This is a genomic window from Saccharothrix sp. (genome assembly GCF_031180885.1).
Classification (GTDB): Bacteria; Actinomycetota; Actinomycetes; order Mycobacteriales; family Pseudonocardiaceae; genus Actinosynnema.
Genome location: NZ_JAPSLK010000062.1, coordinates 20,068 through 46,441, shown reverse-complemented (window position 1 = coordinate 46,441; position 26,374 = coordinate 20,068). Strand labels below are relative to the sequence as shown.

The window sequence follows — 26,374 nt, the reverse complement described above, 5'->3', positions numbered from 1 at the left end:
CGGCTGCTGTCGGCCAGGCGTCAACTGCTGGCCGGCGACGCCACCGCCGCCCAGGTCGCCCACACCGTGGGATACACCAGCGCGACCCAGTTCAGCCGCGAGTACCGCGCCTTCTACGGACTCCCCCCGGTCCAGGACATCACCCGCCTGCGCACCGGCACCACGCCGACCGCCCCGGCACCTCCACCGGACCGACCGGGGCGATCAACGGACACCTCGAACACCTCCGCGGATCCGCCCTCGGGTTCCGCGACCTGACCAACCACATCGCCAGATCGCTCCTGAGAGACCGGCGAGTTCAGGCCGCAACGATAGCCAGCCCGCCGCGCGGAGCGCGGCCTGAAAGCAGCCGCTGCGCGACCAAAACAGGCGGCCACCTCCACCTTTGGAACACGAGCTAGTCGGCGGCGCGGATGAACGGGGAGAGCGCCAGGCCCAGGACGTTCGCGGCGGTGGCGCTGGACAGGGCGATGCCCCACCCGATCGGGCCCAACGGCGTGCAGCCGAAGAACTGGCTCACGCCCGGCGTCTGGATCACCGCGCCCAACGCCGCCGCCGAGCCGAAACTGGCCGCCAGCACCGACCGGTCGAGGCCGCCCGTGATCAGCGTCTGGCCCAGTTGCGTGCCGACCAACGCGGCCAGCGCGACCGTGCTCGCCCGCCGTGACCGGCCGGTAAAACGCGCCAACGTCCACGCCGCCGTCGCGCCCAGGGTCGTCGTCACGGCTCTGGCGGTGATGTCCCGGGTCAGGGCCGAGCCCAGGGACGTGGACGGGCCTTCCCGCAACAGGTCCGGCACCGACTCGCCGTCCGGGCGGCTCAGCGCGATGGCCATCGCGGGGGCCAGGTCGGTCAGCAGGTTCACCAGGAGCAGTTGCCTTGCGGTCAACGGCGAACGGCCGGTCAGCGCCGAGCCCAGCACGCTGAAGGCGATCTCGCCCAGGTTGCCGCCCAGCAGGATGGCCAGCGCCTCCCGGACCGACGCCCACATCGCCCGGCCCTCGACCAGGGCGGAGATGATGGTCTCCAGCCGGTCGTCGGTCACCACCAGGTCGGCGGCGGCGCGGGCGGCGGGCGTGCCGCGCCGGCCCAGGGCGATGCCGACGTCGGCCAGGCGGATCGCCGGGGCGTCGTTCGCGCCGTCGCCGGTCATCGCGACCACACGCCCAAGGCGTTGGTACGCCTCGATGATCCGGACCTTCTGCGCCGGGGTGCAGCGGGCGATGACGTCGACGGTGGGCAGCAGCGCGTCGAGTTCCTTGTCGTCCATGGCTTCCATGTCCGCGCCGCTGATGACGGTGACCTCGTCCGCCGACGCGTTGACCTCGGCGGCGATGGCCTCACCGGTGGCCGGGTGGTCGCCGGTGATCATCACGATGCGCACGCCGGCCTCGCGGAGGGTGGCCGCGGCCGGGGGCGCGCCGTCGCGGACCGGGTCGGACAGGGCGATGAAACCCAACGGGGACAAGCCATTCACGTCTTCATCGGTCACCGACGAGCCCTGGAATCCGGTCTTCTCCGCGACCGCCAGCACCCGGTGTCCCCGGCCGGCGAGGCGTAGAACCCGGTCCTCCAGGCGTTTGCGGGTCCGGGCGTCCAGATCGCACCTGGGCAGCACGACCTCGGGAGCACCCTTGACGCTCAACAAACCGCCGCGCCCCAACGTGGCGTGGTACCCGCGCGACGGCTCGAACGGCAGGACCTCCACGGCCTCCCAGCCACGTCGACCGGTCGTAGCGCGCACGCGAGCGCTCCGCGCGCCCTCCAAGACGGCGCGGTCGGTCTGGTGGACCAGGTCGGACGGGTCGTCGGCGGCGGGGGTGGCGCGGACAGCCGCCGCGAGCACGGTACGCAGGGTGTCGTCCAGCGCGCCGGGGGCCGCGCCGCGCCGGCCGTTGTCGACCCGGCTCATCTTCAGCCGGCCCTCGGTCAGCGTCCCGGTCTTGTCGAAGCACAAGACGTCGACCCGGCCCAGCGCTTCGATCGTGCGCGGGTTGCGGACCAGCGCCCCGTGGTCGGCCAGTCGACGGGCGGCGGCGAGTTGGGCGGCGTTGACCAGGAAGGGCAACCCCTCCGGCACCGACGCCACGGCCAGGTTCACCGCCGCGCCCATGCTCTGCCGCAGCGGGACCCCGCGCAGCAGCCCGGCCCCGACGACGGCGACCGCCGAACCCAGCGCGATCGGCAGCGTCTTGCGCGTCAAATCGGCGAGGCGCGCCTCCACACCGGTGTTGGGGGTGCTGCGGCGCGCGGCGGCCATGGCCCGGCCGACCTCGGTGGCGTCCCCGACCGCGACGACCACGGCCGTCGCCTCGCCCACGGCGATCGTGGTGCCTTCGTAGAGCATGGACGACCGGTCCGCCGGGTCCGCCGCGACGACCGGCGCGGGGTCCTTGGGCACCGGCAACGACTCCCCCGTCACCGACGACTCGTCCGCCTCCAGCCCGTCGCCGCTGATCAGTCGGCAGTCCGCGGGCACCACGTCACCGGCCGCGAGCCGCACGACGTCACCGGGGACCAGGTCGTCGCCGTTGACCTCCTGCTCGACACCGCCCCGGACCACGGTGGCGCGCACGGCCGAGCGCGCGAGCAGGTCCGCCAGCGCCCGCTCGGTGAACACCTGCTGCACGCTGCCGATCAGCGCGGACACCCCCACCACGCCACCGACCAGGGCCGCGTCGACCGGTGACCCCACCGCCGCCGACAGCGCCGCGCCACCGGCCAGGACGGGGGTGAGCGGGTTGGCCAGTTCGGCCAGGAACGCGCTGCCCAGGCTGGTGCCGACGGACCGCTGCCGGCTGCCGCGCGACCGCCTGCGCACCTCGGCGTCGTCCAGCCCGTCCGGGCCGGAGGCGAGCAGGTCCAGCACGGTGTCCGCGGGCATGAGGTGCCACGGCTGGGTGGCCCGCCGCTCGACCTCCGGACTGCCCTGCCCGACCCGCCGCGCCCGCCACACGCCGTCGAGGAACCCGATCGCCGACGCCGTGTTCACCGCCCGCGACGCGCCCTCGGCCGGCTGTGGTCCGCGCGTGGTCAACGCCCCGACCGCGCCGATGCCGCTCGCGGCCTGGGCCAGCATGATCCCGTCCCGGCTCACCCGTCGCGCCGCCGCCACCGCCTCCACCAGCAGCACCACCGCCGTCAGGTCGCCGCCGACCACCAGGTGCGCACCCCACGGCGGCGGCCCACCCGCCCGGTGCACGCCCACGCCGCAGTCCGACGCGCCCAGCGCTGTGCGGTGGTCGGACACCACCATCACCACGTGCCCGTCAGCCTGGAACCCGCGCACGGCGCCGACCAGTCCGCTGCCCGACGGCACGGTCGTGTCCGCGTACCGCGACGGACCTCCGGCGACGACCAGCCGCAGCCCCGCCTCCCGAGCGGCCACCACGATGGCGTCCACGATCGGCGGCGTCTCGACGTCCACGGCGAGCACCGCGTCCAGCCGGTCGCCCCGGGCGAGACCGAGGACGTCACCCTTCAGCTTGCGCTGTTCGCGGATGCCCTTGCGGCCCTTCAGGTCGAGCTGGTCGATCGGCCCCAGCACCCACTCGCCGTCGCGCTGGACCGCGGTCGGGTCGTCCGGGTCGAACAGCGCGAACGCGTGCCGGGCCGCCTCGGCGGGGTCCGTGTCGGGCAGCGGCACGAGATCGGTGAGCACCGACCGGCCGGACCCGAGGGCGGCTTCGTCGAGCACGAGCAGGTCCACCGCGTCCAGCCCGCGCAGCACCGAGCGCTCCATGACCAGGGTGCCGTGCCGGGCCAGCACCCGGCCCAGTTGGGCGGCGAACGCGGCCTGGGCGACCGAGGGTGCCTTGGGCAGGCTCGCGACGCCCAGCGCCATGGCCCGGCGCGGCCCGGTGAACGGCGCGGCGGCCACCCCCGCCAGCGCCCCGGCGGCCAGGGCGCGCCGGGCGTAGCGGTCGACCGGGCCTTCGGGGACGGGGGCGGGCCGTTCGACCACGATCGGGTCCGCCACGGCGTCCTCGGGACCCTTGATCAGCCTGCTCTCCAGGGCGCACCAGGCCCGCTCGTGGGCCTTGACCTCGCGCCACTGCTGGACGCGCTGGGCGATGTCGAGGAGGGTGCCTTCGCTGCGGGAGGCCAGGCCGTGGACGAGGGCGGCGAGGACGGAGGTGGCCGAGTCGGCGCGTTCACGGCCTTGGAGGCGGCCGGCGGCCAGTTCGCGCAGCTTGGGGTGCAGGTCGATGGCGGCGGTCAGGGCGGCGACCTCGCCGGGCAGCGGGGCCCAGGGGGCGACCTTCGTGATGGCGGCCAGGAGGAGGCCGGCGGCGTCGGCGGCCAGGGTGGGGACGAGCCGGGTGCCCTTGAGGCCGTCGGCGGGGTGGTGCAGCTCGTCCTCGACCAGCCGTTCGTCCTCGGTGGCCGGTTCGGCTTCGGCGCGGCGGACCAGCGCGATGAGGTCGGCGGTGCGCGGCGGCGGGTCCCCGACCGCGATGATCACCCGCGAGGACGGCGCGTTGACCCGCGCCCAGAGGACGCCGGGGTGCCGTTCCACCGCGCGTTCGACCCGTGCCGCGACCTGCTTGCCGCGGGGTCCGTGGACGCCGTGGACCTCGATGTGCAGGCGGCCGGGGCACGACCACACGTTGCGGCGGTCGCGGCGCAGGAGGGGCGCGCGGTCCAGCGGGGCCAGCGCCATGCCCACCAGGCCTTTGGCCAGGTCGCCCGCGGTGCGCACCGGATCGATGCCGAGGAGGTCCACCGTGCCGGGTTTCCCCCACGCGTGGGATCTCAAGCCACTCGTTCGGGGTCGAACCAGAACCGCATCCGGTGACGCCCGGCCCGGCGGCGGCGCGGGGGACGGCGGGGGCTGGGCGGCGCGAGGCTGGGCGGGGCGGCGGCGCGGCGCGGCGCGGCGGGGCGGGGCGGCCGGGCAGCGCGGTGGGGCGGCGGGTGGTGCGGTCGTTGGCGGGGTTTACAGGTCGCGGGTGGGCTCGTCGCCCGTGTCGCGCAGCACGACCAGTGCCGGGTGGTCGTCGGCGTCGAACTCGATCACCCCCGACTTCCCCGCCGCCAGCGCCCGGTCGATCTCCACCAACAACTCCAGCAGCAACTGCTCCGCCCGCTCCAACGTGTCGGCGTGCGCGACCACGTACTCCCGCGCCCCACCCCGCTGCCCGTTCGCGTCCCCCTGCAACTGCACCACCACCCCGTACGGCTTCGGCGGGTTGGCTGTCAGCAGCCGGGCCGCCCCGATGCGCAGCAGCAGGTCGGCCCGCACCAGGCCGCGGTCGTAGGTGGGGAGCCAGACGTGCGGCGCACTCATGATCGGCACTCTAGTGAGCACGCCCGACTCCCGCTGGCCACGAAAGGTGGACCGGTTCAGTGCGCCGGGGTGAACGCCCAGTGGATCCGGACCGGGTACTTGGGCGCGCCGTCCTGGGCATCACCCGCGATACCCGCCGCCACGATCCGGTCCAACGTGTCCATCCCGTGCACCACCCGCCCGAACACGCTGTAAACGGGCCTGATGTTCGCGTGCGAGTGCACGATGAAGAACTCGCTGCCGTTGGTGCCCGGCCCCTGGTTCCCCATCGCCACCGTGCCCCGCGGGTACGTCTCGGTCCCGGTCACCTCGTCGGCGAACCGGTACCCCGGACCACCCTCCTCGGCCCGGTGGATGTCCCCGCACTGCAACACGCCCAGCCGCGCGGAGTTGGTGAGCCGGAAGCACTGGGTGTCGTTGTAGAACGCGTGCCGGACCAGGTGGACGAAGTTGTGCGCGGCACACGCCGCGACCGACCGGTCCAGTTCAATCACCACCACGCCGTAGTTGGTGGCAAGCACAACACTGCCACCACCACGGGTCGAAGCGGCGGGCCGGGGCGGTTTGACGGGCTTGGCGGCGGGGTTCTCGGGAGTGGGGATGAAGTCGCAGTGCTTGACCGGCTTCGTGGGCGCGGGTTCGGCGGACGCGACGGGGGTGGCGAGTGCGGTGGCGATCAGGGCCAGGACCAACATCAACCTTCGCATGACCCCCGAGGCTAGCCCCCGCCTCAACCCCTGAATCCACCCTTCGTCCCACGCCCACCGGGCCGCCTCATACCTCGTGTGCGCCCCCAGCTTCGTCATCGCCGACGACAGGTGGTTCCGGACACCGCCGCCGACAGCAGGTACCACGCCATCGGCACGTCGACCCGCGTGCTCGCGTACGCCAGCGCCGCCACCGCGACGGCGAACGTCGCCAGGTGCTCGACGGTCCGGTGCTCGCCGCGCCCGACACCGCCCATCGCCTGCCCCAGGTACCGGACGTGCTGCACGCACACATGGGCACCGACGGCTGGCCACTGGTGATCAGCGTGCAACTCCTGGCCACACAAGGCTTCACCGTCTACGTAACAGTCACCACAAGCCTGACCGCCCGCCGCCAGGACCAGTACCTCAAGCGCCTGCGCACCGGAGCCGCCTCCGACGCCGTAGTCCTAACAGGAATCCTCCTACCACCCGTCCGTCCTCTTGGGACTAGCACAATCGTTGCTACTACTGGCAGTCAGCCTCACCCTGGGCGCCCCCGCACCACTCCGCCCAGACCTGCTCGCCTTGGCCATCCTGGGCGGCCTGGCGGTCAGCTGCGCAGCCGGCGTGGCCAGCAGCGGTGTCACCTCCACCGCCGAGCTGGCCCAGATCACCGCCGGCCCGTTCTTCTTCAGCCTCCTCGGCGGCGGCATCTGGGCCGCGGTGTCACCGGACCCCCGAGCACTGCTCGCACCCGGCGGCGGCGTCGCCGAACTGGTCACCGCCGTCTGGGCGCCCCCTCGCCCCCGCAACACTTTCCCTCCTCGCCCGGACCGTCGCCGGCAGCACCCTCTCCGCCCACGTCTTCCGCTGGGACGCCCGCTGAGAACCGTGAAAATTCCTCCGCAGGAAGAATCTTCACAAAAGATCAACACGGTTCCCGATCTGTTGTGAACCGGTTCACACTACGCTCCACCCACGGCCACCTCGACCCGTTCTGCTGTCCGGACATCTCGTCCGACGAGGAGGAGCAACCGTGGAACGTCGTACCTTCCTGCGCGCCGCCGTCGCCGGTGGCGGTTCGATGGCCTTCGGCTTCACGCTCTGGAGCGAGGCGCTGGCCTACCCGGCGCAGACCGGCCCGAGCCCCTACGGCCCCCTGCAGGCCGCCGACGCCAACGGCATCCAGCTGCCGCAGGGCTTCACCAGCCGGGTGATCGCCCGGTCCACCCAGACCGTGCCGGGCACGAACTACGTGTGGCACAGCGCCCCCGACGGCGGCGCCTGCTACGCCGACGGGACCGGCTGGATCTACGTGTCCAACGCGGAGATGTCCGCGCCGGCCGGTGGCGCGAGCGCGGTGCGGTTCTCCTCGACCGGCCAGGTCACCGGGGCATACAGCATCCTGACCGGCACCAACCGCAACTGCGCGGGCGGTGACACGCCGTGGGGCACGTGGCTGTCGTGCGAGGAGGTCGACCTCGGGTACGTCTACGAGACCGACCCGTTCGGCGTGAACCCGGCCGTCCGCCGCCCGGCGATGGGCCGGTTCAAGCACGAGGCCGCCGCGTGCGACCCGGACCGCAAGGTGGTCTACCTGACCGAGGACGAGAGCAACGGCTGCTTCTACCGGTTCGTCCCGACCACGTGGGGCGACCTGTCTTCGGGCACGCTCCAGGTGCTGCGCGAGGTCAACGGCGTGCTCTCCTGGGCCAACGTCCCGGACCCCGACGGCAGCCCGACCCGCACCCGCCGCCAGGTGTCCGGCGCGAAGGTCTTCAACGGCGGCGAAGGCGCGTACTACCGCAACGGGACGTGCTTCTTCACCACCAAGGGCGACAACCGCGTCTGGGCGTACAACGCGGTGGACAACACCATCGCCATCGCCTACGACGACAACCTCACGTCCAACCCGCCGTTGACCGGCGTCGACAACATCACCGGCGCCTCGGTCGGTGACCTGTACGTCGCCGAGGACGGCGGCAACATGGAGATCTGCGTGATCACGCCGACCGACGTGGTGGCGCCGTTCCTGCGGATCACCGGCCAGTCGTCGTCGGAGATCTGCGGCGTGGCCTTCAACCCGGCCGGCAACCGCCTGTACTTCTCCTCCCAGCGCGGCACCACCGGCTCCAGCAGCGGCGGCATCACCTACGAGGTCACCGGCCCGTTCCGCACGTCCCTCTGACCTGCGGGGACCCGAAGCGGGCGAGTGAAGGACCTCCCACTTGGCCGCTGCGCCGGTGAAAGACCAACCACTACCCTCACGGGCGGCCGTCCACCGAAAGGACTCCCTGCCATGCGCCCACTCCCCCTCCTCCGCGCCGCAACAGTCCTCGCCACCGCCGCCCTGCTCACCCTCGCCGGCACCTCAACCGCCACCGCGACCCCGACCACCGACCGCGTGCACCAGCCGACCGCCGGCACCCCTGTCACGGTCCTGGTCACCAAACTCACCCACGCCGAGGCCGCCGCGAGGTTCCGCGCCGCCGGCATCACGTGGTCCTCCAGCGGCAACTGCAGCGACCGCTACAACTCGACGTGCACCTCGTTCGAACAGATCAACCTGACGACGGTTCAAGGAGCCGAAACCCTGAAGCGCGCCAGCGGCTGCGCCCTGAACATCACGGGCGGAACGGAAACGGGCCACGCGAGTGGTACGTACAGCCACTGGAACGGGTACAAGCTGGACTACAGCTTGTACACGTGCGTGGGCAACTACATCAGGAACAACTTCACGTACATCGGCGGCAACAAGTGGCGCTCGGGCTCAGGCAACATCTACTACCTGGAGAGCAACCACTGGGACGTCACCTACTACAACTGCGGCGGCTGCTGACCACATAGGGACAAGCCCCCACATGCCACACGCACGTGGGGGCTTGTCATGGGTGTGCTGTCAGCAGGACTTGCGGAGGATTTCGCCCGTCGTACCCGGCAACGCCACCGACGACACCGACGACGACTTGGCGTTGGTGTACGACCCACCAAGGTCCACACCCACCGCCGGCGACCCCGTCCGACTGGCGTTCACGATCACCACACCACAAGCAAAATCCCGCCGAAAAACGTTGCCGCCCAACGACTTGTACGGTCCACTAGGCGCACCCAGGTCCCAGTCGTACTCCGGGTGCCACGGTGAAGCGTCGTTGTACCCGTCCGTCTGCGAGATCTCCGAGATCGCCGACAGGCTGCCACTCGCCATCAGGTAGCTCGCCAACGCGTACCGGAACGGCTGGTCGGCCCCCTCCGAGAAGTGCGGCTGCACCCAGGTGATCTTGCCGCGCGCCTCGTTGGACGCGATCTCCGCGACCTGGCGGCTCCAGCCCTCCGGGTACTCGGACAACAGGTCGCTGTCGGAGAAGGTCAGCCACCACTCGTCGAAGCCACCGTCCAGGTGCTCCGTGTAGGCGTCCCACGCTCCAGCGTGCAGGCGGGCGTTGGACAGGTTGGCCACCGTCTTCAGCCCCGCCGCCGTGAACTTCGCCCTGGTGTTGGCGAGCATCGACTTGTAAGCGTCCTGGATGGACGCGTTGGTCGGGTACTTCGCCGGGCACACGCCCGAGTGGTAGGCGTCGCAGGGGAACAGGGCGTTGTCCATGAAGATGCCGTCGAACACGCCCTTGCTGCTCGCGACCACGTTGTCGGCCCACGCGTTCTGGTACGCGGTGTTGCCCACGTCCATCTGCCAGTGGCCGGCATAGCCGCTGTACTCGAAGCGCTGACCGTTGGGGCTCAACAGGAACCAGTCGGGGTGGTTGCGGTCGGCGTCGCAGTAGCCGATGCCGGTCGGGAGCTGCGCGTCGTCGACACCGTTGCGGCAGGCGTAACTCCGGGTGGACGTCAGGTCCTTGTAGACGAACGTCTGGAGCTTCGGGTTGGCCGCCTTCAACTTCCGCGCCAGGTCGCCTTCCCACGCGTTGAGCACGACGAAGCTGCGCCGCTTCGCCTCGGTGGCGATCATCTCCTCCGTCACCGGCGTGCTGTTCATGTGCAGCCAGAACGACCGGACCCGGCCGTTCGCGGTCTGCGGGGCACTGGTCGACGTCGTCGTGGTGGGGACCGTGGTGGTCGTCGGACGCGACGTCGTGGTGCTCGCCGAAGTGCTCGATGACGTGGTCGTGCTGGTCGTGCTCGTCGTCGAAGTGGTGCTCACCGTCGTCGGCGCGGCAGTGCCGCTCGGGGGACCGGCGGGCGAGTCGGGCGCCGGGGCGGGGGACGTGGACAGGCCCGCCAGGGCGAGCACGGCCGCGACCAGCGCGCGGGCAGCCTGGAACCAAGGCATGGTGGGGACTCCTTGCGGGCGGCGGGCAGCAGGGCATGGCCGTGCCGCCGCGCGCCGCGGGGTACGGGGAGGTCGGGACTCCCGATCGGCGCGCGGTCGGGGAGGCGCGCCGCAGGGTTGTGTTGCGGTTCGGGGACCATTTCGGTTACGCGGGAGTCAAACCGTTGCGTTACCGGCAAGTCAAGTAAAGCGCGCCACAATTCATGAGAAAATCTTGCGATCCCCGCACGCAGCGTGGCGACTCGCTTCCGGACCGCGATCGACCGCGATTTCCAAGCCCTGCAAGAAGATCCGTTCACACTTCACAGGTCGGGCACGTGCGCGGCGACCACATCGGACTCGACGCGCCACCCCAGCGACTCGTACAACAGCCGCCCCTCGACGGTGCTGACCAACACGGCCACTCCCGCGCCGCGCCGCGCGGCGTCCACGCTCATCAGTCGCATCACGAGCCGCCCCAGCCCGCGCCGCCGATGCGCCGGCTCGGTCACCACCTGGTCGACCACCGCCGCACCGTCACGCACCGAGAACCGCCCACGCGCGGCCGGGTCGCCTTCCGGTCCCACCACGACGACCTCGCGGTACCCGCGCTCCCCCACCACCTCGACCCGGTAACCCTCTGGCACCGAACCCGCCTGACCAGCCCCACCCAGGGCAACGCTCATCAAGTACTCAGGCTCACCCGCCGACCACTCGGGACCAAGCAACGGCAGCACTTCCTCACGCGGCGCGCACACCTTGAGCCACGTGCCCGGCGTGGTCATCGCCGCGCGCTCGCGCACCGAGGACGTACCGGCGATCACGTACCGGACGCGGTGACCAGCCCGCCCGACGTCGACGCGGAACCCGTCGTGCTCCTCGACCGGGTCCGGGGTGTCCCGGCACAACACCCAACCCCGAACCCACTGCCGCACTCGCTCCACGGCACCACACTACGTGCCGCAAGATCACATTCCCACGCTTCAAGAAGTACCCAGTGCCCGGGCCAACAGCACCCGGCGGTTACGAGTAGCGGTCTTGGTGAAGATCGACTTCAGGTGGTCCTGCACGGTGTTCTCCGACAGGTGCATCCGCGCCGCCAGTTCACGCGTGCCCGCCCCACCCGGCAGCAGCGTCACCAACTCCGTCTCCCGCGCACTCGGCCCGAACGCCCGGGTGAACACCCCCAACCGATCCGCCGGTGAAGTCTGCTCGATCCCCACCGCGATCCCGCCGGACCCGATCCGCGCCGCACGCAGCGTCACCCACCCCCATCGGCCAGGTGCGCCCGCGCCCACGGCGGGTGGTCGTCCACACCGGCCTCGACGGCCAACAACTGGGCGGCCACGTTGTAAGCGCTCGCCGGGATCGGCGCCCGCCCCTCCGCCGGCGGCACCAGAACCCGCGCCCGCCCTGGTCGGCGAGCCGGCCACCCGCATCCTGCTCGACGCCGGGGCCTAACCGCGCCAGGGCAGCATGTCGATCAGCGGGGCCAACAACTCCCCGGCGGCCTCCCGCAGCGGCGGCACGAAGATCACCAGCGCCACCAACAACGCCACGTAGGGCGCGATCCCGCCACCCTTGCGCTTCGCCGCCACCGACCCCACCTCCCGCCCGACCCAGCATCGCACGGGCGTGGCGGACGTCGGAAGGCAGGTCGGCGCCCCTGTCGAACGGCAGGGGCGGGGACGCGACCGGGGACCGACGCGCGCTGGAGTCGATCTTCCATACCGTCCGGTGCATGGCGAGAAGCTTTGCGGCAGAACGAGTTTCGGTCGAGGACGTGCCGGACGTCAGCGCCGAGTGGTACCTGGACCTGGCGGGGGTCGGGGCCGGGTGGCCCGCGGTGGTGCGGGTGGGGGCGGCGATCGCGACCGAGGCGGTGATCGGGGTGTTCGCGGTCCTGTTCCTGGTGGTGTGGTGGCGGGCGCGGGGTCGGGACGCGGGGGTGATGGCGCGGGCGTTGGTCGGGCCGGTGGTGACCGTGGTGGCGTACCTGGTCAGCGAGGCGGTGAAGGGGGTTTGGCGGGAGGAGCGGCCGTGCCGGGTGTTGGGGGAGGTGGTGACGGTCGTGGCGTGTCCGGAGGTGGGTGACTGGTCGTTCCCGAGCAACCACGCCACGATCGCGGGCGCGGCGGCGGTCGGGCTGGCGTGGTCGGGGTGGCGGGTCGGGTTCGTGCCGGCGGCGGTGGCGGCGGCGTCACGGGTGTTCGTGGGGGTGCACTACCCGCACGACGTGGTGGCCGGGTTGGCGCTGGGGGCGGGGATCGGGTTGCTGGTGCCGGTCGTGGCTCGGCTGGTGACGCCGGTGGTGGTCCGACTGCGGGCGGGCGGTGCGGGCGCGGTCCTCCTCGGCGGGAGGTAACGCCAGCTACGCAGATGATGGCGCCAGCGGACGCACGGCGCAGGCGGCGGCGCGGGCGCGCGGCCCAGACCGGGCGGGCACGCCGCGCGGACGGGGCGGGCACGCCGCGCGGACGGGGCCGGCACGCCGCGCGGACGGGGCCGGCACGCCGCGCGGACGGGGCCGGCACGCCGCGCGGACGGGGCCGGCACGCGGCGCTGCTCGGCGGGAAGTGACCCCGGTCCGCGGGTGGTGCGGTGGGGGTGGTTGGCGCGGGCGAGGGGCTGGTTGGTGGGAGATGATGCCGGGTGTGCGGGTGATCTTGTGGGTGGTGGTCGGGGCGCTGCCGGTTGGGTGGGGTGTGGTTACCGCGCGGCCCGGGCGGGTGGCGTTGTGGGAAGCCGGGGTGTGGGTCCTGGTGCTCGCGGTCTCGGTCCTGGTGGCGCGGCGGCGGCCGGTCGTCGCGCTGGTGGTCATGGGGGTGGCGTGGGAGGTGGCGTTTCTCGCGCGGGCGACCGTGGACAGCACGGTCGCGGCGGGGTTGTTGGCGGTGGGGCTGGTCGTGGTGGCGTTCCTGGCCGGGCGACACGCGGTCGACGGTGAGCGGGGTGCGGTGGCGCTCGTGCTCTTGGCCGCCGGTGCGGCGACGGCCACGGTGGTCACCACAAGCGCCGGGGACGCCGCCGTGGCTGCCGCGTCCGGGATCGCCGCGTTCGCCGCCGTGCCCTGGACGGTCGGCCGGTACCGCCGCCAGTACACCGCGATGGTCGAAGCCGGCTGGGCCCGCGCCGAACAACTCGAACGCGAGGTCGAACACACCCGCGACCGCGAACGCGCCCGGCTCGCGGCGGAGATGCACGACCTGGTCGGGCACGAACTGGCCCGGGCGGCACTCCTCGTCGGAGCGCTGGAAGTCGCGCCGAGCCTGCCGGCCGACCACCGGGAGGCGGCACGGACCGCCCGGGGTGCGGTGACCTCCGCCGCCGAACGCCTGGCCGACGTCGTCGGGCTGCTGCGGGCAGGCGACCGGGACCCGGCCGGATCGGTGGAGGACGTGGCGGAGGTGGTGGCACGGGCGCGGCGGTCCGGGCTGCGGGTGGAACTGACCGGCGACGGGATCGGCGGCGGGATGGGCGAGGTCGACCCGGTCATCGCGCAGACGGTCCACCGGGTGCTCACCGAGGCCGTGACGAACGCGATCAAGCACGCACCGGGGGCTCCGGTCGAGGTGGACCTGAGCCGGACCGACGACGGACTCTCACTTCACATCACCACACGAACCACAGGAAGCACATGGACCACACTCGCCACAGATCCCACTAATGCTCCCGGTACCGGGCAGGGGTTGGTCGGGCTTGCCGAGCGGGTCTCGTTGGTAGGAGGGACGTTCGAAGCCGGGCCGGGAGAACGTGGGTTCGAGGTCTCCGCGCGCCTGCCGGCCAAGCCGGTCACCAACGCGCTCCCCCACCGCCACCGGGTCGAGGTCGAGCGGCAGGTGCGGCGTAGTGCGCGGCGGACCGTCCTCGCCACCTCAGGCATCGCCGCCGGCATCGTTCTGGCCGTGATCGCATATATCATATATGACGCCGCCACCTCGGTTCTCGAACCTGCCGAGTTCGCCCGCCTCGAAATCGGGCAACCGCAATCCGAAGTGGTGCTGCCCCGGCGCAACCGGGTCGACTCGCCTGACGACGTGCCACCACCACCCGAAGGCGCCACCTGCCGGTACTTCAGCACGCACGCCAACCCGTTCGACGACCGCCGCCTCGACCTCTACCGCGTCTGCTTCCGGGACGGCCGACTCGTCGACAAGGCCCTCCTCCGACGCGGCCGGTGACGACCGGCGATGATGCCCACGTGATCAGGGTGGTGCTGGCCGACGACGAAGCGGTCGTCCGGCTGGGTGTGCGGGCTGTGCTGGCGGCGGCGGAGGACGTGGAGGTGGTTGCCGAAGCGGGCACCGGGCGGGCCGCGGTCGAACTGGTGCGCGAGCACAAGCCGGACGTGGCGGTGCTGGACATCCGGATGCCCGAGTTGGACGGGTTGGACGCCGCCGCCGAGATCCGTGAGCTGGGCACCGGCACCGCGTGCCTCATCCTCACCACCTTCGCCGACGACGCCTACATCTCCCGTGCGCTGAGCGAAGGCACCAGCGGGTTCGTGCTCAAGACCGGCGACCCGAACGACATCATCGCCGGCGTGCGGGCCGCCGCGACCGGCGCGGCCTACCTGTCGCCGCTCGTCGCCAAGCGGCTGGTGGACCACCTGTCCGGGCGCGGTCCCCGGCTGCACGCGGGCGAACGCGTCGCCGGGTTGACCGCGCGGGAACGGGAAGTGCTGGGACTGGTCGGAGCGGGGCTGTCCAACGCCGAGATCGCCGCGCGGCTCAACGTCGTCGAAGGCACGGTGAAGGTCTACGTGGCCACCGTCCTCAAGCACCTCGACGTGCGCAACCGCGTCCAAGCGGCGATCGTGGCCTACGAAGCCGGGCTCATCCCGTGAGGTCGGGGAGCCGGGCAGCGACCTCGTCGGGCGACGGCATCCGGGCGACCTCGTCGGCGATCGCGCGGGCCGCGTCGCGGTAGTCGTTGCCGGCCAACAGCTTCCACGTCAGATCAGCGATCGCGTCCGGGTCGTCCAGCACGAGTCCCGCGCCCGCCGCGCTGACCGCCTCGGCGTTGGCGAACTGGTCGGCCCCCTGCGGCAGCAGCAACTGCGGCACGCCGGCGGCCAGCGCGCCGAGCGTGGTGCCGCTGCCGCCGTGGTGCACGGCGACGTCCACGTGCGGCCACAGGTCGGCCTGCGCCACCCAGTCCCGCACGGTCACGTTGTCCGGCACGGCCCCGAGCTGGTCGGGCCGCACCCGGCCGGCCGCGACGACGACGTGGGCGTCCAGCGCCGACAACCCGCGCACGGCGGCGGTCAGCAGTTCCGGCGTGCCGAACGCGGTGCCGAGGGTGAGGTAGACCAGCGGACGGCCGTCGCGCAGCACCGGGCGGGCCGGTTCCGAGAAGGCGACCGGCCGCAGCACCACCCGCTCCTCCACAAGAAAATCCTTGTCCTGCAAAGAAGGCGGGCAGATGTCGAAGTGCACACCACCGGACGGCCGCTCCAACCCGATACCCTCGGGGAACATCCGCCCGAACCCGTGCCAGACCCCGGGAACGCCCGCCTCCCGCGCCGCCTCCGCCGCGCCCGGCACACCCCACTCGTGCACGACGAGGTCCGGTTCGAGCCGCGCCAGGTCGGGGGCCAGGTCCTCGGCGTAGATCTCGTAGAACGCGTCCGCCGGGCGGAAGGGCCGCAGGCCGTGCGCTTCGAGCGGGGCGTGCACCGACTCACCGGCCGCGAAGTGCACCTCGTGGCCGGCCGCGCGGGCCGCGATGGCGAGGGGGACGAGCGGGTAGGTGTGGCCGACCGACGCCAGGCTGACGAAGAGCACGCGCATGGCCGGGGAATCTACGCCGGCGGGCAAGCCCCGGGGCACGGTCCGTTACAGCGCTTTCGCCCACTCGCCGGCCCACACCGTCAACGGCCGCAGGGCGCGGTTGGGCTCACCCTTGGCCGCCCCCTTGACACCGGGCGCATACTCACTTGGTCTAGACCAAAGGAGTCGCCGTGACCCGCATCCTGGACCTGGACCGCGACGCCCTGGCCGCCCTGCGCGGCCGGGACCTGACCGCCGCCGTCGCCGAGAGCGAGGGCCGCACGGTGGTCGCCGAGGTCTTCGCCGACCGGGCCGCGCTCGCCTTCTCCCCCACCGGCCCGGCCGTGCACAACATGGAACTCATGGCCGCTTTCGGCGCGGACGTCCTGATCCTCAACATGATCGACCGCGTCTGGGACGGCGAACGCTTCCACTTCCCCGGCCTGGGCACCGTCCCGGACCTGGCCGCCCTCGCCGACCGCGTGGGCCGGCCCATCGGCGTCAACCTGGAGCCCGGCGACGTCCCCCGCCTGCGCCGCGCCACCACCGACTCCGCCCGTCGCCTCGTCGACTCCGGCGCGGCCCTGCTCACCCTGACCGCCAACCCCAGCACGGCGGGCACCTTCACCGGCCTCACCCGCGCGACCCGCGAACTGCGCACCGCGCTCGGCCCCGGCGCAGCCCTGTGGACAGGCAAAATGCACCACGCCGGCCACCGGGAACGCATCACGACCAACCGCCTCACCGCCCTGGTCGACGCCGGCGCGGACGGCGTGATCATCCCCTTGCCGGGGACCCTGCCCGGTGTCACCCGGGAATCGGCAGCCGAGGCGGTGGCCGCCGTGCAGGACGCGGGCGCGGTCGTGATGGGCGCGATCGGCACCAGCCAGGAGGGCGCGCACACGACCGTCGTGCCCCAACTGGCGTTGACGGCCAAGGAGATCGGGGTGGACGCCCACCACATCGGCGACTGCTTCCTGCCCGGCATGGGCGACCCGGAACTCCTGTACGCCTACTCGGTCGCGATCCGAGGCCGCCGCCACACCTGGACCAGAATGGCCCTCAACACCCGCCGCTAGACCCCGCGGCGACGCGCCGAGGCGTTGCGACGCGCAGCGGCCGCTTTTCGCCGCGCCAGCGGCGCCATATGGGCTATCAGCCACAGGAAGGGCCTCGGTTCGTCCCCCGTACGGCCCGGGCGCAGCCCAGCCGCGCTTTCCCCCTCTTTGCAACCACGCTTCACCGGTTGCGAAGAGGAGCGAAGGGTGGTTGCCTCCGGCAGGCCGTACGGGGGACGAACCGACGCCCTTCCACCCCCGGGGGCCTGCCGCGCGGCGAGCGCCGCTTTTACGCTTTCAGCTTTTGATCTTGAGAGCGCGCCGGCGCGTACGTCCTGAGAGCGCGCAGCGCGTTCAAGAGAGCGAAGCACGTTCCTCCTCCAGCAGCGCAGGCCTAAACGCTGGACCCGGCCGCCACCCGACACCGGCGTTCCTCCAACGGCCGCCCGAGGTCGGCGAACTGCTCCGCGGCCTCCAGGAACAACGCCGCCGCCTGCGTCGTCTGCCCGGCCGCCCGCCGCAACTCCGCCCGCACCTCCCACAACGCCGCCGTCCACGGCCCGCCCTGCCACAGCCCGCTGATCCGCTCCGCCTCCGCCACGTGCCGCCGAGCCCGACCGAGGTCGTTGGCCCGCGCACACGCCCGCGCCGCCTCGGTCCGGAACCCCATCGAGCACGGGTCGCACACGTGCTCCGACGACAGCAACCGCTCCCCCTCCCGCACCGCGCTCAACGCGTCCACCAGCCCGCCCGCCGCCAGCACCCGCAACCCGTGCACCCGGATCACCAGGTGCGACCTGATGCCCGAAGCCCGCGCCAACGGCATCGCCCGGTCCAGCAACGCCACCGCACGAGCCCGGTCACCACGACGAACGAAGACTTCCGCCGCCCGCTCCAACGCGATGCTCTGCGCCGACGCGCACCCCGCCTGCTCCGCCTCCACCAACGACCGGGCCAGGTGCGTCGAGGCGTCCTCCAGCTTCCCCGACAGCAAAGCGAACTCGCCCAACAACAAGTGCGCCAAGGCACAACCCGCCGTCGACCCGGCCTCGGTCGCGATCCCGAGCAGGTCCCGCCCGAACGCCTCCGCGCCCTCGTGCCCCTCCGGCCCGTACAGGTAGAACTCCTGGAAGCACAGGTGCGCGTCGAACACCGCCGACTCCAGCTCGGTCGACCGCCGCACCGAATCGACGAACTCCCGCCGGAACTGCTCGTGCCAGGTGCCCCGGGCGTAGGCGACCAGGGCCAGCAACGTCGACGCCTCCCCCAGTTCGTGCCCGAGGTTCGCGTCCAGCGCCAGCGCCCGCGCCCGCTTGGCCAGCCGCTCCGCCTCGACCAGGTTCCGCCGGCCCCACGCGACCAACCCGTTGGCCAGGGTCACCGCCACCGTCTGCGCCACCGACGGCGGCTCCACCCCCTCCGCGAGCACCGACTCGTAGAGCGCGACGGTCTCGGCGTCCGGGCTCACGCCGATGCGTTCCCGCAACGCCCGGCGCAGCCGTTCGAACTGGCGCAACGCCTCGCGCCGCCGCCCGGCCGCGAGGTGCTGCCGCATCAGCGCGCGGTGGGCTTCCTCGTCCGTCTCGTCCCACTCCAGCAACCGCGCCCAGTCCCCGGCTGCCCGCAGCAGGGCGAGGTACCGGGTGCGGACCTTGGTCCGCCGCTCCTCCACCCACCACTCGTAGCGGTCGTCGGGCAGCAGGTCACCGGTGTACAGGTCGGCCGCGGCGGCGCACTCGGCCGCGTCACCCGAGGCCAGGGCGGCGTCCGCGGCCCGGTCGAACCGCTCCAGGTCGCAGTCGAGCACCGCGCCGGGCCACAGCGCCAGCACGTGGCCGGTCAGCGCGATCGCGTCCGGGGACCCCAGCGCGCGGCGGGCGTAGTGGACGGCCTTGCGGAGGTTCGCGCCGGCCGCGTCGGCGGGCAGGTCCGGCCACAGCAGGTCCATCGCCTGTTCCCGGTGCATCCGGTGCCCGGCCTCGATCGCCAGGAGCTTCACCAGGTCGGCGGCTCGCCTGCTGCGCCAGGCGTCGGTGGGGACGGGCCTGCCGTCGACCGCGACGCCGAACCCGCCGAGCACGCGCACCCGGCAGGTGGCCTGCATGGCGCCACCGTACGCCGGGGCGTTCGGGAACGCTCGGGGAACGCCGAGCCGCCTAGCGTCGCCCCCGCACGCGACCGACAACCCCGAGGAGGGCGCGATGCTGTTCATGGACGTGCACAGCCATCTGCCCGAAGGCGCCACCGCCAGTGACGTCGCCGAGGCGCACGCCGCCGACCTGCGCACGCAGGACCAGTACGGCGTGAAGTACCTGCACTACTGGGTGGACGACCAGGCGGGCAAGGTGTTCTGCCTGGTGGAGGCCCCGGACGCGGAAGCCGCGCACCGAGTGCACCGCGAGGCCCACGGCCTGGTCGCGGACGAGATCTACCCGGTCACCCAAGGATAGGGATGAGGACGATGAGCACACTCGCGGCCAAGAACCTGGGATCTCCGGAAGAGGTCCGCCGTTTCCCCCACGGCCACGTCGACCTCGTCACCGTCGGCGACACGGTCGCCGGCAAGGCCGAGTTCGAACCGGGCTGGCGCTGGTCGAACGACGTCAAGCCGATCGCCGGCACCGAATCCTGTCAGGCCATGCACACCGGCTACGTGATCTCCGGCCGGATGCACGTGCGCATGGACGACGGCACCGAGGCCGAGGCGGGTCCCGGCGACGCGGTCCTGATCGAACCCGGCCACGACGCGTGGATCGTCGGCGACGAGAAGTGCGTGATGCTCGACTTCACCGGTCTGACCAACTACGCCAAGCAGTGACCCGCGCGGTGTGGCCCCCGGCCCTGGCGCCCGGGGGCTGCACTTCGCGTTGCCGGGCGATCGCCGCGGGCGAACGCGAACCAGACGAGCAGGGCCGCGGTGAAGAGCCCGAGGGACGCCTGCGACCACAACGGCCGCGAGGCCCGCGCTCGACCGGGGCCGCCCCACCGACGGACTCGACCCGCCACCCCACGGCCGGTCCCGCCCCCCACGGCGCACGGCCAACCAGCCACGGCCCACCGCCCCACTGTGCCGTCCCCGCGTCCCACGGTGCCGGCGCGCTCTGTGCCTGAGGTGACATCACGGGGTCCGACCGGGCTGTGGTGGTTCGGCTGCATCCGCACTCCTCGCGTGTTCCGGCGACACGGACCCGCAACCCATCGTGATCGTTGATCACCGCAGGTCACCCAGGGTGGCCGGTTGCTCCCGGCACCCCACCCCGTCCCCACCCGAAGCCGCTGTTCAGACAGGGTTCACCAACCCAAACTTGATTGATTCCAGAAAATGCGCAAGACTGCGGACCGTGCCCACGGCCTCCGACTTCGAGCAGATGCTGCGCCGCGCCTCGCTGCGCGTCACCAGCCCGCGGATGGCCGTGCTGTCCGCGGTGCACGAGCACCCCCACGCCGACACCGACTCGATCATCGGCGTCGTCCGCGACCGCCTCGGCACGGTGTCCCACCAGGCCGTCTACGACGTCCTGAAGGCGCTGACCGGCGCCGGGCTGCTGCGCCGCATCGAGCCACCGGGCTCAGTCGCCCGCTACGAGGCGCGCGTCGGGGACAACCACCACCACGTCGTCTGCCGGTCCTGCGGGGTGATCGCCGACGTCGACTGCGCCGTCGGCCACGCGCCCTGCCTGACCGCGTCCGACGACCACGGCTTCGCCATCGACGAGGCCGAGGTCGTCTACTGGGGCACCTGTCCCGCCTGCAAGTCCGCAATCAGCTGAATCCCCCGGAAGGATGCCCGTGTCCGACAGCCCGAACGCCGTCATCGGAGAGCTGAACGAGGAGGGTGCCGCTGGGTGCCCCGTCTCCGCTGGGCGCTTCAACCACCCGACCGAAGGCGGCAGCAACCGCGACTGGTGGCCCAACCAGCTCAACCTGAAGATCCTGCGCAAGCACCCCGTGGTCGCCAACCCCATGGGCGGGGACTTCGACTACGCCGCGGAGTTCCTCAGCCTGGACCTCGACGCCCTGGCGAAGGACGTCGACGAGGTGTTGACGACCTCCAAGGACTGGTGGCCCGCCGACTTCGGCCACTACGGGCCGTTCATGATCCGCATGGCGTGGCACAGCGCGGGCACCTACCGCGTGCACGACGGCCGCGGCGGCGCGGGCGCGGGCATGCAGCGCTTCGCCCCGCTCAACAGCTGGCCGGACAACGGCAACCTGGACAAGGCCCGCCGCCTGCTGTGGCCGGTCAAGAAGAAGTACGGCCGCAAGATCTCGTGGGCCGACCTGATGATCTTCGCGGGCAACCGGGCCCTGGAGACCATGGGCTTCAAGACCTTCGGCTTCGCCGGCGGTCGCGCGGACGTGTGGGAGCCCGACGAGGACGTGTACTGGGGCCCGGAGCGCACCTGGCTCGGTGACGAGCGCTACTCCGGCGACCGCGACCTGGAGCACCCGCTCGCCGCGGTCCAGATGGGCCTGATCTACGTCAACCCGGAGGGCCCCAACGGCAACCCGGACCCGCTGGCCGCCGCCCGCGACATCCGCGAGACCTTCGGCCGCATGGCGATGAACGACGAGGAGACCGTCGCGCTGATCGCCGGCGGCCACACCTTCGGCAAGACCCACGGCGCGGCCGACCCGAACCAGTACGTCGGCCCCGAGCCCGAGGGCGCCCCGCTGGAGGAGCAGGGCCTGGGCTGGAAGAACACCTTCGGCTCCGGCAAGGGCCGCGACACCATCACCAGCGGTCTGGAAGTGACCTGGACGCCGACCCCGGCGCAGTGGAGCAACTGGTTCTTCCACAACCTGTTCGAGTACGACTGGGAGCTGACCAAGAGCCCGGCCGGCGCCCACCAGTGGACCCCGAAGGACGGCAAGGCCAAGAACACCGTCCCGGACCCCGAGGACGGCAAGCTCAACCGCACCCCGGGCATGCTCACCACCGACCTGGCGCTGCGCTTCGACCCGGTCTACGAGCGGATCTCCCGCCGGTTCTACGAGAACCCGGACCAGTTCGCGGACGCCTTCGCCCGCGCCTGGTTCAAGCTCACCCACCGCGACATGGGCCCGATCCAGCGCTACCTGGGCCCGCTGGTGCCGCAGGAGGAGCTGCTCTGGCAGGACCGCGTCCCGGCCGTGGACCACGAGCTGGTCGACGCCGCCGACGTGGCCGCGCTCAAGCAGCAGATCCTGGCCACCGGCCTGACCGTGTCCCAGCTCGTCACCACCGCGTGGGCGTCGGCCTCGACGTTCCGCGGCAGCGACAAGCGCGGCGGCGCGAACGGCGCCCGGATCCGGCTGGAGCCGCAGCGCGACTGGGAGGTCAACGAGCCCGAGTCGCTGTCGATCGTGCTGCGCGCGCTGGAGGGCGTGCAGGAGAGCTTCAACAGCGCGCAGACCGGCGGCAAGAAGGTCTCGCTGGCCGACCTGATCGTGCTCGGCGGTGTCGCGGCGGTCGAGCAGGCCGCGAGCGCCGCGGGTGTGTCGGTGACCGTCCCGTTCACCCCGGGCCGCACCGACGCCACCCAGGAGCAGACCGACGTGGAGTCGTTCGCCGCGATGGAGCCGACCGCGGACGGCTTCCGCAACTACCTGGGCAAGGGCAACCGCCTGCCGGCGGAGTTCCTGCTGGTGGACAAGGCGAACCTGCTCACCCTGAGCGCGCCGGAGATGACCGTCCTGGTCGGCGGCCTGCGCGTGCTGGGCGCCAACCACAAGCGCTCCGAGCTGGGCGTCCTGACCGGCACCGCGGGCACGCTGACCAACGACTTCTTCGTGAACCTGCTGGACATGGAGACGGAGTGGAAGCCGACCTCGCAGGACGCGGAGACCTTCGAGGGCCGTGACCGCGCGACCGGCGAGGTCAAGTGGACCGGCAGCCGGGTCGACCTGGTGTTCGGCTCGAACTCCGAGCTGCGCGCGGTGGCCGAGGTCTACGCCTCGGACGACGCGAAGGAGAAGTTCGTCCACGACTTCGTCGCCGCGTGGACGAAGGTCATGGACCTCGACCGGTTCGACGTGGCCTGATCCGCTACGGGCTCTGGGTCGGCTCGGCCGACCCAGAGCCCTTCGGCTCCGCGAGCTTGCCCCATTCGGCCGCTTCGTGCGGACGGCCTGCCTTGAGCAGCAAGTATGCGGCGAGCCGGGCGGCGCGGCCGTCCCCTTCACCGTGCCGGCGGCGCAGCCACGCCACGGCCTCGTCCACATGCCCCAGGCGCAGCAGCGACGACATCAGCGCGTGCGTCGACTGCGGATCTCCAGCCTCCGCGGCGCGGCGGTACCACGTCACGGCCTCGTCGAGCCGTCCCGCGTGCCGCAGCATGTCACCTCCCAGTCGCGCGGCGGTCGGGCCGAGCGCACCGAGCCACCGCAGCGCCTCGTCTTCCCGGCCCAGCGCCACCAGCAACTCCGTCGCCGTGTGCAATGAGATGGCGTCACCCGCGTCCGCCGCGAAGCGGTACCACGTGACGGCCTCCTCGGCACGACCGGTCTTGTGCAGCAGGTCCGCCGCCCCGCGCGCCGCACGCGGGTCGCCGCCGACCGCACGCTCGCGCAGCCACGCGATCGCGTGGTCGGCGCCGTGCGCGCGCCGGAACTGGTCGGCCGCGATGAACAGCGCGTCCGCGTCGCCGGCCTCGGCCAGCCGAGCGTAGATCCGTGCGGCGTGCGCCGGGACGGACGCTCTGCGCGCCGCCAAACCGATCCGCGGCAGGTCCTCCAACGGGGCGTGTGCCGTCAACGCCTCCCACACCCCGTCGGGAACGGCCCGATCGCCGCCGGCCTGTTCGAGGTAGTCCGCCACCCGGTAGCGGTGCCCGTCCGGCTCGGCCCGCCCGGGACGGGCACGCACGCGGGTCAGCGGTCCACGACTTCCCCGGCAGGGCGCACCCGTGTACCGCAACGCGTCGGCCAGCCAGTCGTCCGGCAGCAGGTCCCACTGGTCGTCGACGATGTAGTGGGGCGCAGCGGACTGCAGGTACTCGTGCGACAGGAGCACGCCGTGCCCCAGTCGGCGGGCGTCCAGCGCCGCGTCGACCACCGCGCGTGCCGCGACCGGCGCGTTGTCGTAGCGCTCCAGCAGCGCGGGCACACCGGCCAGGTACTGGGTGATCCGACCGTCCTCCGCGTACGACAAGGCGTGCGCCAGCCGGGGGTCGCGCCAGGCGGTGGACCGCAGCGTCCCCAGCGCGGAACCGTCGAAGCTGTCCGGGACCGGTATCCCGCTGTCCACCAGCAACGCCCTGGCCTGCGCGTGCATGTCCGGCTTGGGGCGATCGCCGTCCTGTTCGAACGAGGGCGTGGTGGTCAACTCCGCCCAGTACTCGGGCCAGATCGTGCCCAGGACGACCACCGGCGCGCGTGCCGGGTCCCGCAGCAGGGCGCGCAGCCGGGCGGAGACCTCCTCGCCGAGCGAGCTCCCCGGCGTCAGCAGGTAGTGGTGGGTTTCGTTGAGCCACACCAGGGTGCGCGGGCTCAGGTCGCCCACGGCGTCGACCACCGACTCGGGACGCCCCGGCTCGATGGGGTGCCACACCCGCCAGTCGTCCGGCAGCATCTGCAGCACTTCCCAGCAGGCCCGCGTCTTGCCCGTCGACGAACCGCCGACCAGGACGGCCACCGCGCTGCGGCCCGTGTCGACCACCTGGCGGACACGGGCGCGCAGGACTTCATCGTGGGCGCGATCCACGTACGACGGCAGCCGACCACGGGCGCCTGGCACCTCGATGGCGGGGTGCACCTCCAGGTCGCCCGGGTCGTCGATCTCGCGCACCGGGCGTCCCGGCGTGCTCGGCGCACGGGCCGGTGCCGGGTACTCGACACGCAGGTCACCGTGGACGTGCCCGGCCTGGACGACGGGCCCCGCCGTCGTGCCGGTGGTAGCGGTGAACGAGGCTAAGCCGGGTTGATCGCCTTCGCCGACAGGCTCCACCCCGGCAGGCTACCGCCTCCGCGGCTGATCCAGGTCCTCGGCCGCCAGGGCTTCGTCCAGCACGGCGAGCCCGGTGGCCGCGTCGGTGTCGGTGATGTTCAGCGGCGGGCGATGTGGACGCGGTTGCCCAGGACCAGGGTCAGCACATCGCGGTCGCGGCACGTTCACACGAAGGCGTTCATGGCGGGCGTGCCCAGTGGTTCCTTGGTGTCGCGGTCGGACACGAGTTCCAGTGTCCACAGTGCACCGATACCCCGGACACGCCTACACAGCGGTGTTTCTCGGCGCTAGTCGGGTCAGGCCGGGCTTCAGGACTTCCGTGCCCAATCGGGCCGCCGCTGCGACGATGTCCTCCTCGTGCATGGCGGTGATCGCGCCGACGGCGGCGGGCACGCGAGTGGGTGGCCGCTGTAGGTCAGGCCCGCCGGGTACGGGCGTTCGTGTGAACACACGGTAAATGTGGTCGTTGACCAGGACGCCGCCCAGCGGACATAAGCCGATTCACGCCCTTCGTGAACACCAGCAGGTCCGGGGTCACGTCCTCATGGTCGGACGCGAACCACGCCCCGGTGCGGCCGAAGCCGGTCAGGACCTCGTCGGCGATGTGCACGATCCCGTACCGCGTGCACAGCTCCCGCACCCCGCGCAGGTGGCCGCGCGGCGGCACGACCACCCCGGAACTGCCGGTCACCGACTCCAGCACCAGCGCGGCGATCGTGGCCGGCCCCTCCTCCAGGATCACCTGTTCGCGATGCGCCAGCGCGCGCTCGCCCTCCTCCTCCGGCGTGGTCACGCTGAACGCTGACCGGTACGGGAACGGGCCGAAGAAGTGCACCACCCCGGCCGTCCCGGTGTCCGACGCCCAGCGGCGCGGGTCGCCGGTCAGGTGGATCGAGGTCGCGGTGGAGCCGTGGTACGAGCGGTATGCGGACAGGACCTTAGGGCGGCCGGTGACCAGGCGCGCCATCCGGACCGCGTGCTCAATGCCCCCCGTGCCGCCGGTGGTGAACAAGATTTGCCCCAACCCCTCCGGCGCCACCTCGACGATCAGCCGCGCCGCCTCGCCCCGGACGTCGTTCGCGTGCGCCGGGGCGAGCGTGCACAGCCGGTCGGCCTGCGTCTTGGTGGCCGCCACCACCGCCGTGTGCTGGTGACCGAGGTTGGTGAACACCAGCTGCGAGCTGAAGTCCAGGTAGCGGCGACCGTCGACGGCCACCACGTGACTGCCCTCCTCGGCGACGATCGTGAGCGCGCTGCGCGGACCCTGCGCGACCCAGGGGTGGAAGACCAGTTCGTCGAGGTCCATGACGCCCGGTGTCGGACCACCCCTGGGACCCCAGCCGGTTCAAGCCCGGCCAGTTCAGCCAGTTCAGCC

24 protein-coding genes and 2 pseudogenes are annotated in these 26,374 nt (G+C 72.3%); 13 read left to right on the top strand and 13 right to left on the bottom strand.

Annotated elements, in window-relative coordinates; all coding sequences use genetic code 11:
- Nucleotides 1–3: 3 nt before the first annotated feature.
- Together RIN75_RS37780 and RIN75_RS37775 are read left to right on the top strand one after the other, a co-directional pair.
- A pseudogene (locus tag RIN75_RS37780) lies at nt 4–120 on the top strand (helix-turn-helix domain-containing protein); the annotation flags it as partial.
- Nucleotides 121–167: 47 nt separating this feature from the next.
- Nucleotides 168–315 (top strand): annotated as a pseudogene (locus RIN75_RS37775) (ISL3 family transposase); the annotation flags it as partial.
- Nucleotides 316–397: 82 nt separating this feature from the next.
- On the opposite strand, the gene RIN75_RS37770 reads toward RIN75_RS37775, so the two are convergent.
- From RIN75_RS37770 to RIN75_RS37755, 4 genes are all read right to left on the bottom strand, one after another.
- A complete protein-coding gene (locus RIN75_RS37770) occupies nt 398–4,759 on the bottom strand; it encodes a cation-translocating P-type ATPase (RefSeq protein WP_309116904.1) in 4,362 nt (1,453 codons plus the stop codon).
- Nucleotides 4,760–4,939: 180 nt separating this feature from the next.
- Nucleotides 4,940–5,290, bottom strand: coding sequence for a hypothetical protein (locus tag RIN75_RS37765; protein WP_309116903.1), 351 nt, complete (start codon nt 5,288–5,290; stop codon nt 4,940–4,942).
- Between the two features lie 56 nt (nt 5,291–5,346).
- The gene (locus tag RIN75_RS37760) at nt 5,347–5,997 is read right to left on the bottom strand and encodes a peptidylprolyl isomerase (protein ID WP_309116902.1); all 651 of its coding nucleotides are present in this window, start codon (nt 5,995–5,997) and stop codon (nt 5,347–5,349) included.
- Nucleotides 5,998–6,092: 95 nt separating this feature from the next.
- Nucleotides 6,093–6,284: a hypothetical protein gene (locus RIN75_RS37755; protein ID WP_309116901.1), complete on the bottom strand. Its 192-nt coding sequence runs from the start codon at nt 6,282–6,284 to the stop codon at nt 6,093–6,095.
- Between the two features lie 280 nt (nt 6,285–6,564).
- Between RIN75_RS37755 and RIN75_RS37750 the strand changes: the two genes are divergently transcribed.
- The 3 genes from RIN75_RS37750 to RIN75_RS37740 all read left to right on the top strand — a co-directional run bounded on the left by RIN75_RS37750 (nt 6,565) and on the right by RIN75_RS37740 (nt 8,818).
- Nucleotides 6,565–6,933: a hypothetical protein gene (locus tag RIN75_RS37750; protein WP_309116900.1), complete on the top strand. Its 369-nt coding sequence runs from the start codon at nt 6,565–6,567 to the stop codon at nt 6,931–6,933.
- A gap of 82 nt (nt 6,934–7,015) precedes the next feature.
- Nucleotides 7,016–8,167, top strand: a complete 1,152-nt coding sequence (locus tag RIN75_RS37745; protein ID WP_309116899.1) for an alkaline phosphatase PhoX — start codon at nt 7,016–7,018, stop codon at nt 8,165–8,167.
- A 111-nt stretch (nt 8,168–8,278) separates the two neighbouring features.
- Nucleotides 8,279–8,818: a hypothetical protein gene (locus RIN75_RS37740; protein WP_309116898.1), complete on the top strand. Its 540-nt coding sequence runs from the start codon at nt 8,279–8,281 to the stop codon at nt 8,816–8,818.
- A 60-nt stretch (nt 8,819–8,878) separates the two neighbouring features.
- Here RIN75_RS37740 and RIN75_RS37735 read toward each other — a convergent pair whose 3' ends face one another.
- The 5 genes from RIN75_RS37735 to RIN75_RS37715 form a co-directional block, all read right to left on the bottom strand.
- The gene (locus RIN75_RS37735) at nt 8,879–10,264 is read right to left on the bottom strand and encodes a putative glycoside hydrolase (protein WP_309116897.1); all 1,386 of its coding nucleotides are present in this window, start codon (nt 10,262–10,264) and stop codon (nt 8,879–8,881) included.
- A 302-nt stretch (nt 10,265–10,566) separates the two neighbouring features.
- Nucleotides 10,567–11,187 carry a GNAT family N-acetyltransferase gene (locus tag RIN75_RS37730; RefSeq protein WP_309116896.1) on the bottom strand — a complete coding sequence of 207 codons (621 nt, stop codon included), beginning with the start codon at nt 11,185–11,187 and terminating at the stop codon, nt 10,567–10,569.
- Between the two features lie 39 nt (nt 11,188–11,226).
- Complete coding sequence (locus RIN75_RS37725; RefSeq protein WP_309116895.1) at nt 11,227–11,508, bottom strand: helix-turn-helix transcriptional regulator; 282 nt, start codon at nt 11,506–11,508, stop codon at nt 11,227–11,229.
- Nucleotides 11,505–11,639, bottom strand: a complete 135-nt coding sequence (locus RIN75_RS37720; protein ID WP_309116894.1) for a hypothetical protein — start codon at nt 11,637–11,639, stop codon at nt 11,505–11,507. Before RIN75_RS37720 ends, RIN75_RS37725 begins: the two co-directional genes overlap by 4 nt.
- A gap of 61 nt (nt 11,640–11,700) precedes the next feature.
- On the bottom strand, nt 11,701–11,841 hold the full coding sequence (locus tag RIN75_RS37715) for a hypothetical protein (RefSeq protein ID WP_309116893.1): 141 nt from the start codon (nt 11,839–11,841) through the stop codon (nt 11,701–11,703).
- A 143-nt stretch (nt 11,842–11,984) separates the two neighbouring features.
- Here RIN75_RS37715 and RIN75_RS37710 point away from each other — a divergent pair, with 143 nt between their 5' ends.
- The 3 genes from RIN75_RS37710 (at nt 11,985) to RIN75_RS37700 (ending at nt 15,089) form a co-directional block, all read left to right on the top strand.
- Complete coding sequence (locus RIN75_RS37710; protein WP_309116892.1) at nt 11,985–12,608, top strand: phosphatase PAP2 family protein; 624 nt, start codon at nt 11,985–11,987, stop codon at nt 12,606–12,608.
- 289 nt (nt 12,609–12,897) lie between these two features.
- Nucleotides 12,898–14,424 carry an ATP-binding protein gene (locus RIN75_RS37705; RefSeq protein WP_309116891.1) on the top strand — a complete coding sequence of 509 codons (1,527 nt, stop codon included), beginning with the start codon at nt 12,898–12,900 and terminating at the stop codon, nt 14,422–14,424.
- A 20-nt stretch (nt 14,425–14,444) separates the two neighbouring features.
- The gene (locus RIN75_RS37700; protein ID WP_309116890.1) at nt 14,445–15,089 is read left to right on the top strand and encodes a response regulator transcription factor; all 645 of its coding nucleotides are present in this window, start codon (nt 14,445–14,447) and stop codon (nt 15,087–15,089) included.
- Here the strand turns inward: RIN75_RS37700 and RIN75_RS37695 are convergent.
- A complete protein-coding gene (locus RIN75_RS37695; RefSeq protein ID WP_309116889.1) occupies nt 15,079–16,035 on the bottom strand; it encodes a nucleotide disphospho-sugar-binding domain-containing protein in 957 nt (318 codons plus the stop codon). The genes RIN75_RS37700 and RIN75_RS37695 overlap by 11 nt on opposite strands.
- A gap of 170 nt (nt 16,036–16,205) precedes the next feature.
- On the opposite strand from RIN75_RS37695, the gene RIN75_RS37690 reads away from it, so the two are divergent.
- Nucleotides 16,206–17,093 (top strand): hypothetical protein, encoded by an 888-nt coding sequence (locus RIN75_RS37690; RefSeq protein WP_309116888.1) that lies wholly within the window; start codon nt 16,206–16,208, stop codon nt 17,091–17,093.
- Nucleotides 17,094–17,466: 373 nt separating this feature from the next.
- Here the strand turns inward: RIN75_RS37690 and RIN75_RS37685 are convergent, their stop codons facing one another.
- Nucleotides 17,467–19,176 carry a BTAD domain-containing putative transcriptional regulator gene (locus tag RIN75_RS37685; RefSeq protein WP_309116887.1) on the bottom strand — a complete coding sequence of 570 codons (1,710 nt, stop codon included), beginning with the start codon at nt 19,174–19,176 and terminating at the stop codon, nt 17,467–17,469.
- 97 nt (nt 19,177–19,273) lie between these two features.
- On the opposite strand from RIN75_RS37685, the gene RIN75_RS37680 reads away from it, so the two are divergent.
- The 4 genes from RIN75_RS37680 (at nt 19,274) to katG (ending at nt 23,096) form a co-directional block, all read left to right on the top strand.
- Nucleotides 19,274–19,522 carry a DUF4242 domain-containing protein gene (locus tag RIN75_RS37680; protein ID WP_309116886.1) on the top strand — a complete coding sequence of 83 codons (249 nt, stop codon included), beginning with the start codon at nt 19,274–19,276 and terminating at the stop codon, nt 19,520–19,522.
- A gap of 11 nt (nt 19,523–19,533) precedes the next feature.
- Nucleotides 19,534–19,890 carry a cupin domain-containing protein gene (locus RIN75_RS37675; RefSeq protein WP_309116885.1) on the top strand — a complete coding sequence of 119 codons (357 nt, stop codon included), beginning with the start codon at nt 19,534–19,536 and terminating at the stop codon, nt 19,888–19,890.
- 523 nt (nt 19,891–20,413) lie between these two features.
- A complete protein-coding gene (locus RIN75_RS37670) occupies nt 20,414–20,842 on the top strand; it encodes a Fur family transcriptional regulator (RefSeq protein WP_309116884.1) in 429 nt (142 codons plus the stop codon).
- A 19-nt stretch (nt 20,843–20,861) separates the two neighbouring features.
- The gene (gene katG, locus RIN75_RS37665) at nt 20,862–23,096 is read left to right on the top strand and encodes a catalase/peroxidase HPI (RefSeq protein WP_309116883.1); all 2,235 of its coding nucleotides are present in this window, start codon (nt 20,862–20,864) and stop codon (nt 23,094–23,096) included.
- A gap of 4 nt (nt 23,097–23,100) precedes the next feature.
- On the opposite strand, the gene RIN75_RS37660 is transcribed toward katG, so the two are convergent.
- The gene (locus RIN75_RS37660) at nt 23,101–24,999 is read right to left on the bottom strand and encodes a tetratricopeptide repeat protein (RefSeq protein WP_309116882.1); all 1,899 of its coding nucleotides are present in this window, start codon (nt 24,997–24,999) and stop codon (nt 23,101–23,103) included.
- A 415-nt stretch (nt 25,000–25,414) separates the two neighbouring features.
- On the bottom strand, nt 25,415–26,305 hold the full coding sequence (locus RIN75_RS37655) for an aminotransferase class III-fold pyridoxal phosphate-dependent enzyme (RefSeq protein ID WP_309116881.1): 891 nt from the start codon (nt 26,303–26,305) through the stop codon (nt 25,415–25,417).
- Nucleotides 26,306–26,374 lie beyond the last annotated feature (69 nt).

Bases quoted from the DNA above. Each gene is read 5' to 3' on its own strand.
- RIN75_RS37765 (WP_309116903.1), bottom strand. From the start codon at position 5,290: ATGAGTGCGCCGCACGTCTGGCTCCCCACCTACGACCGCGGCCTGGTG.
- RIN75_RS37760 (WP_309116902.1), bottom strand. From the start codon at position 5,997: ATGCGAAGGTTGATGTTGGTCCTGGCCCTGATCGCCACCGCACTCGCC.
- RIN75_RS37740 (WP_309116898.1), top strand. From the start codon at position 8,279: ATGCGCCCACTCCCCCTCCTCCGCGCCGCAACAGTCCTCGCCACCGCC.
- RIN75_RS37735 (WP_309116897.1), bottom strand. From the start codon at position 10,264: ATGCCTTGGTTCCAGGCTGCCCGCGCGCTGGTCGCGGCCGTGCTCGCC.
- RIN75_RS37710 (WP_309116892.1), top strand. From the start codon at position 11,985: ATGGCGAGAAGCTTTGCGGCAGAACGAGTTTCGGTCGAGGACGTGCCG.
- RIN75_RS37695 (WP_309116889.1), bottom strand. From the start codon at position 16,035: ATGCGCGTGCTCTTCGTCAGCCTGGCGTCGGTCGGCCACACCTACCCG.
- RIN75_RS37685 (WP_309116887.1), bottom strand. From the start codon at position 19,176: ATGCAGGCCACCTGCCGGGTGCGCGTGCTCGGCGGGTTCGGCGTCGCG.
- RIN75_RS37680 (WP_309116886.1), top strand. From the start codon at position 19,274: ATGCTGTTCATGGACGTGCACAGCCATCTGCCCGAAGGCGCCACCGCC.
- RIN75_RS37675 (WP_309116885.1), top strand. From the start codon at position 19,534: ATGAGCACACTCGCGGCCAAGAACCTGGGATCTCCGGAAGAGGTCCGC.
- RIN75_RS37655 (WP_309116881.1), bottom strand. From the start codon at position 26,305: ATGGACCTCGACGAACTGGTCTTCCACCCCTGGGTCGCGCAGGGTCCG.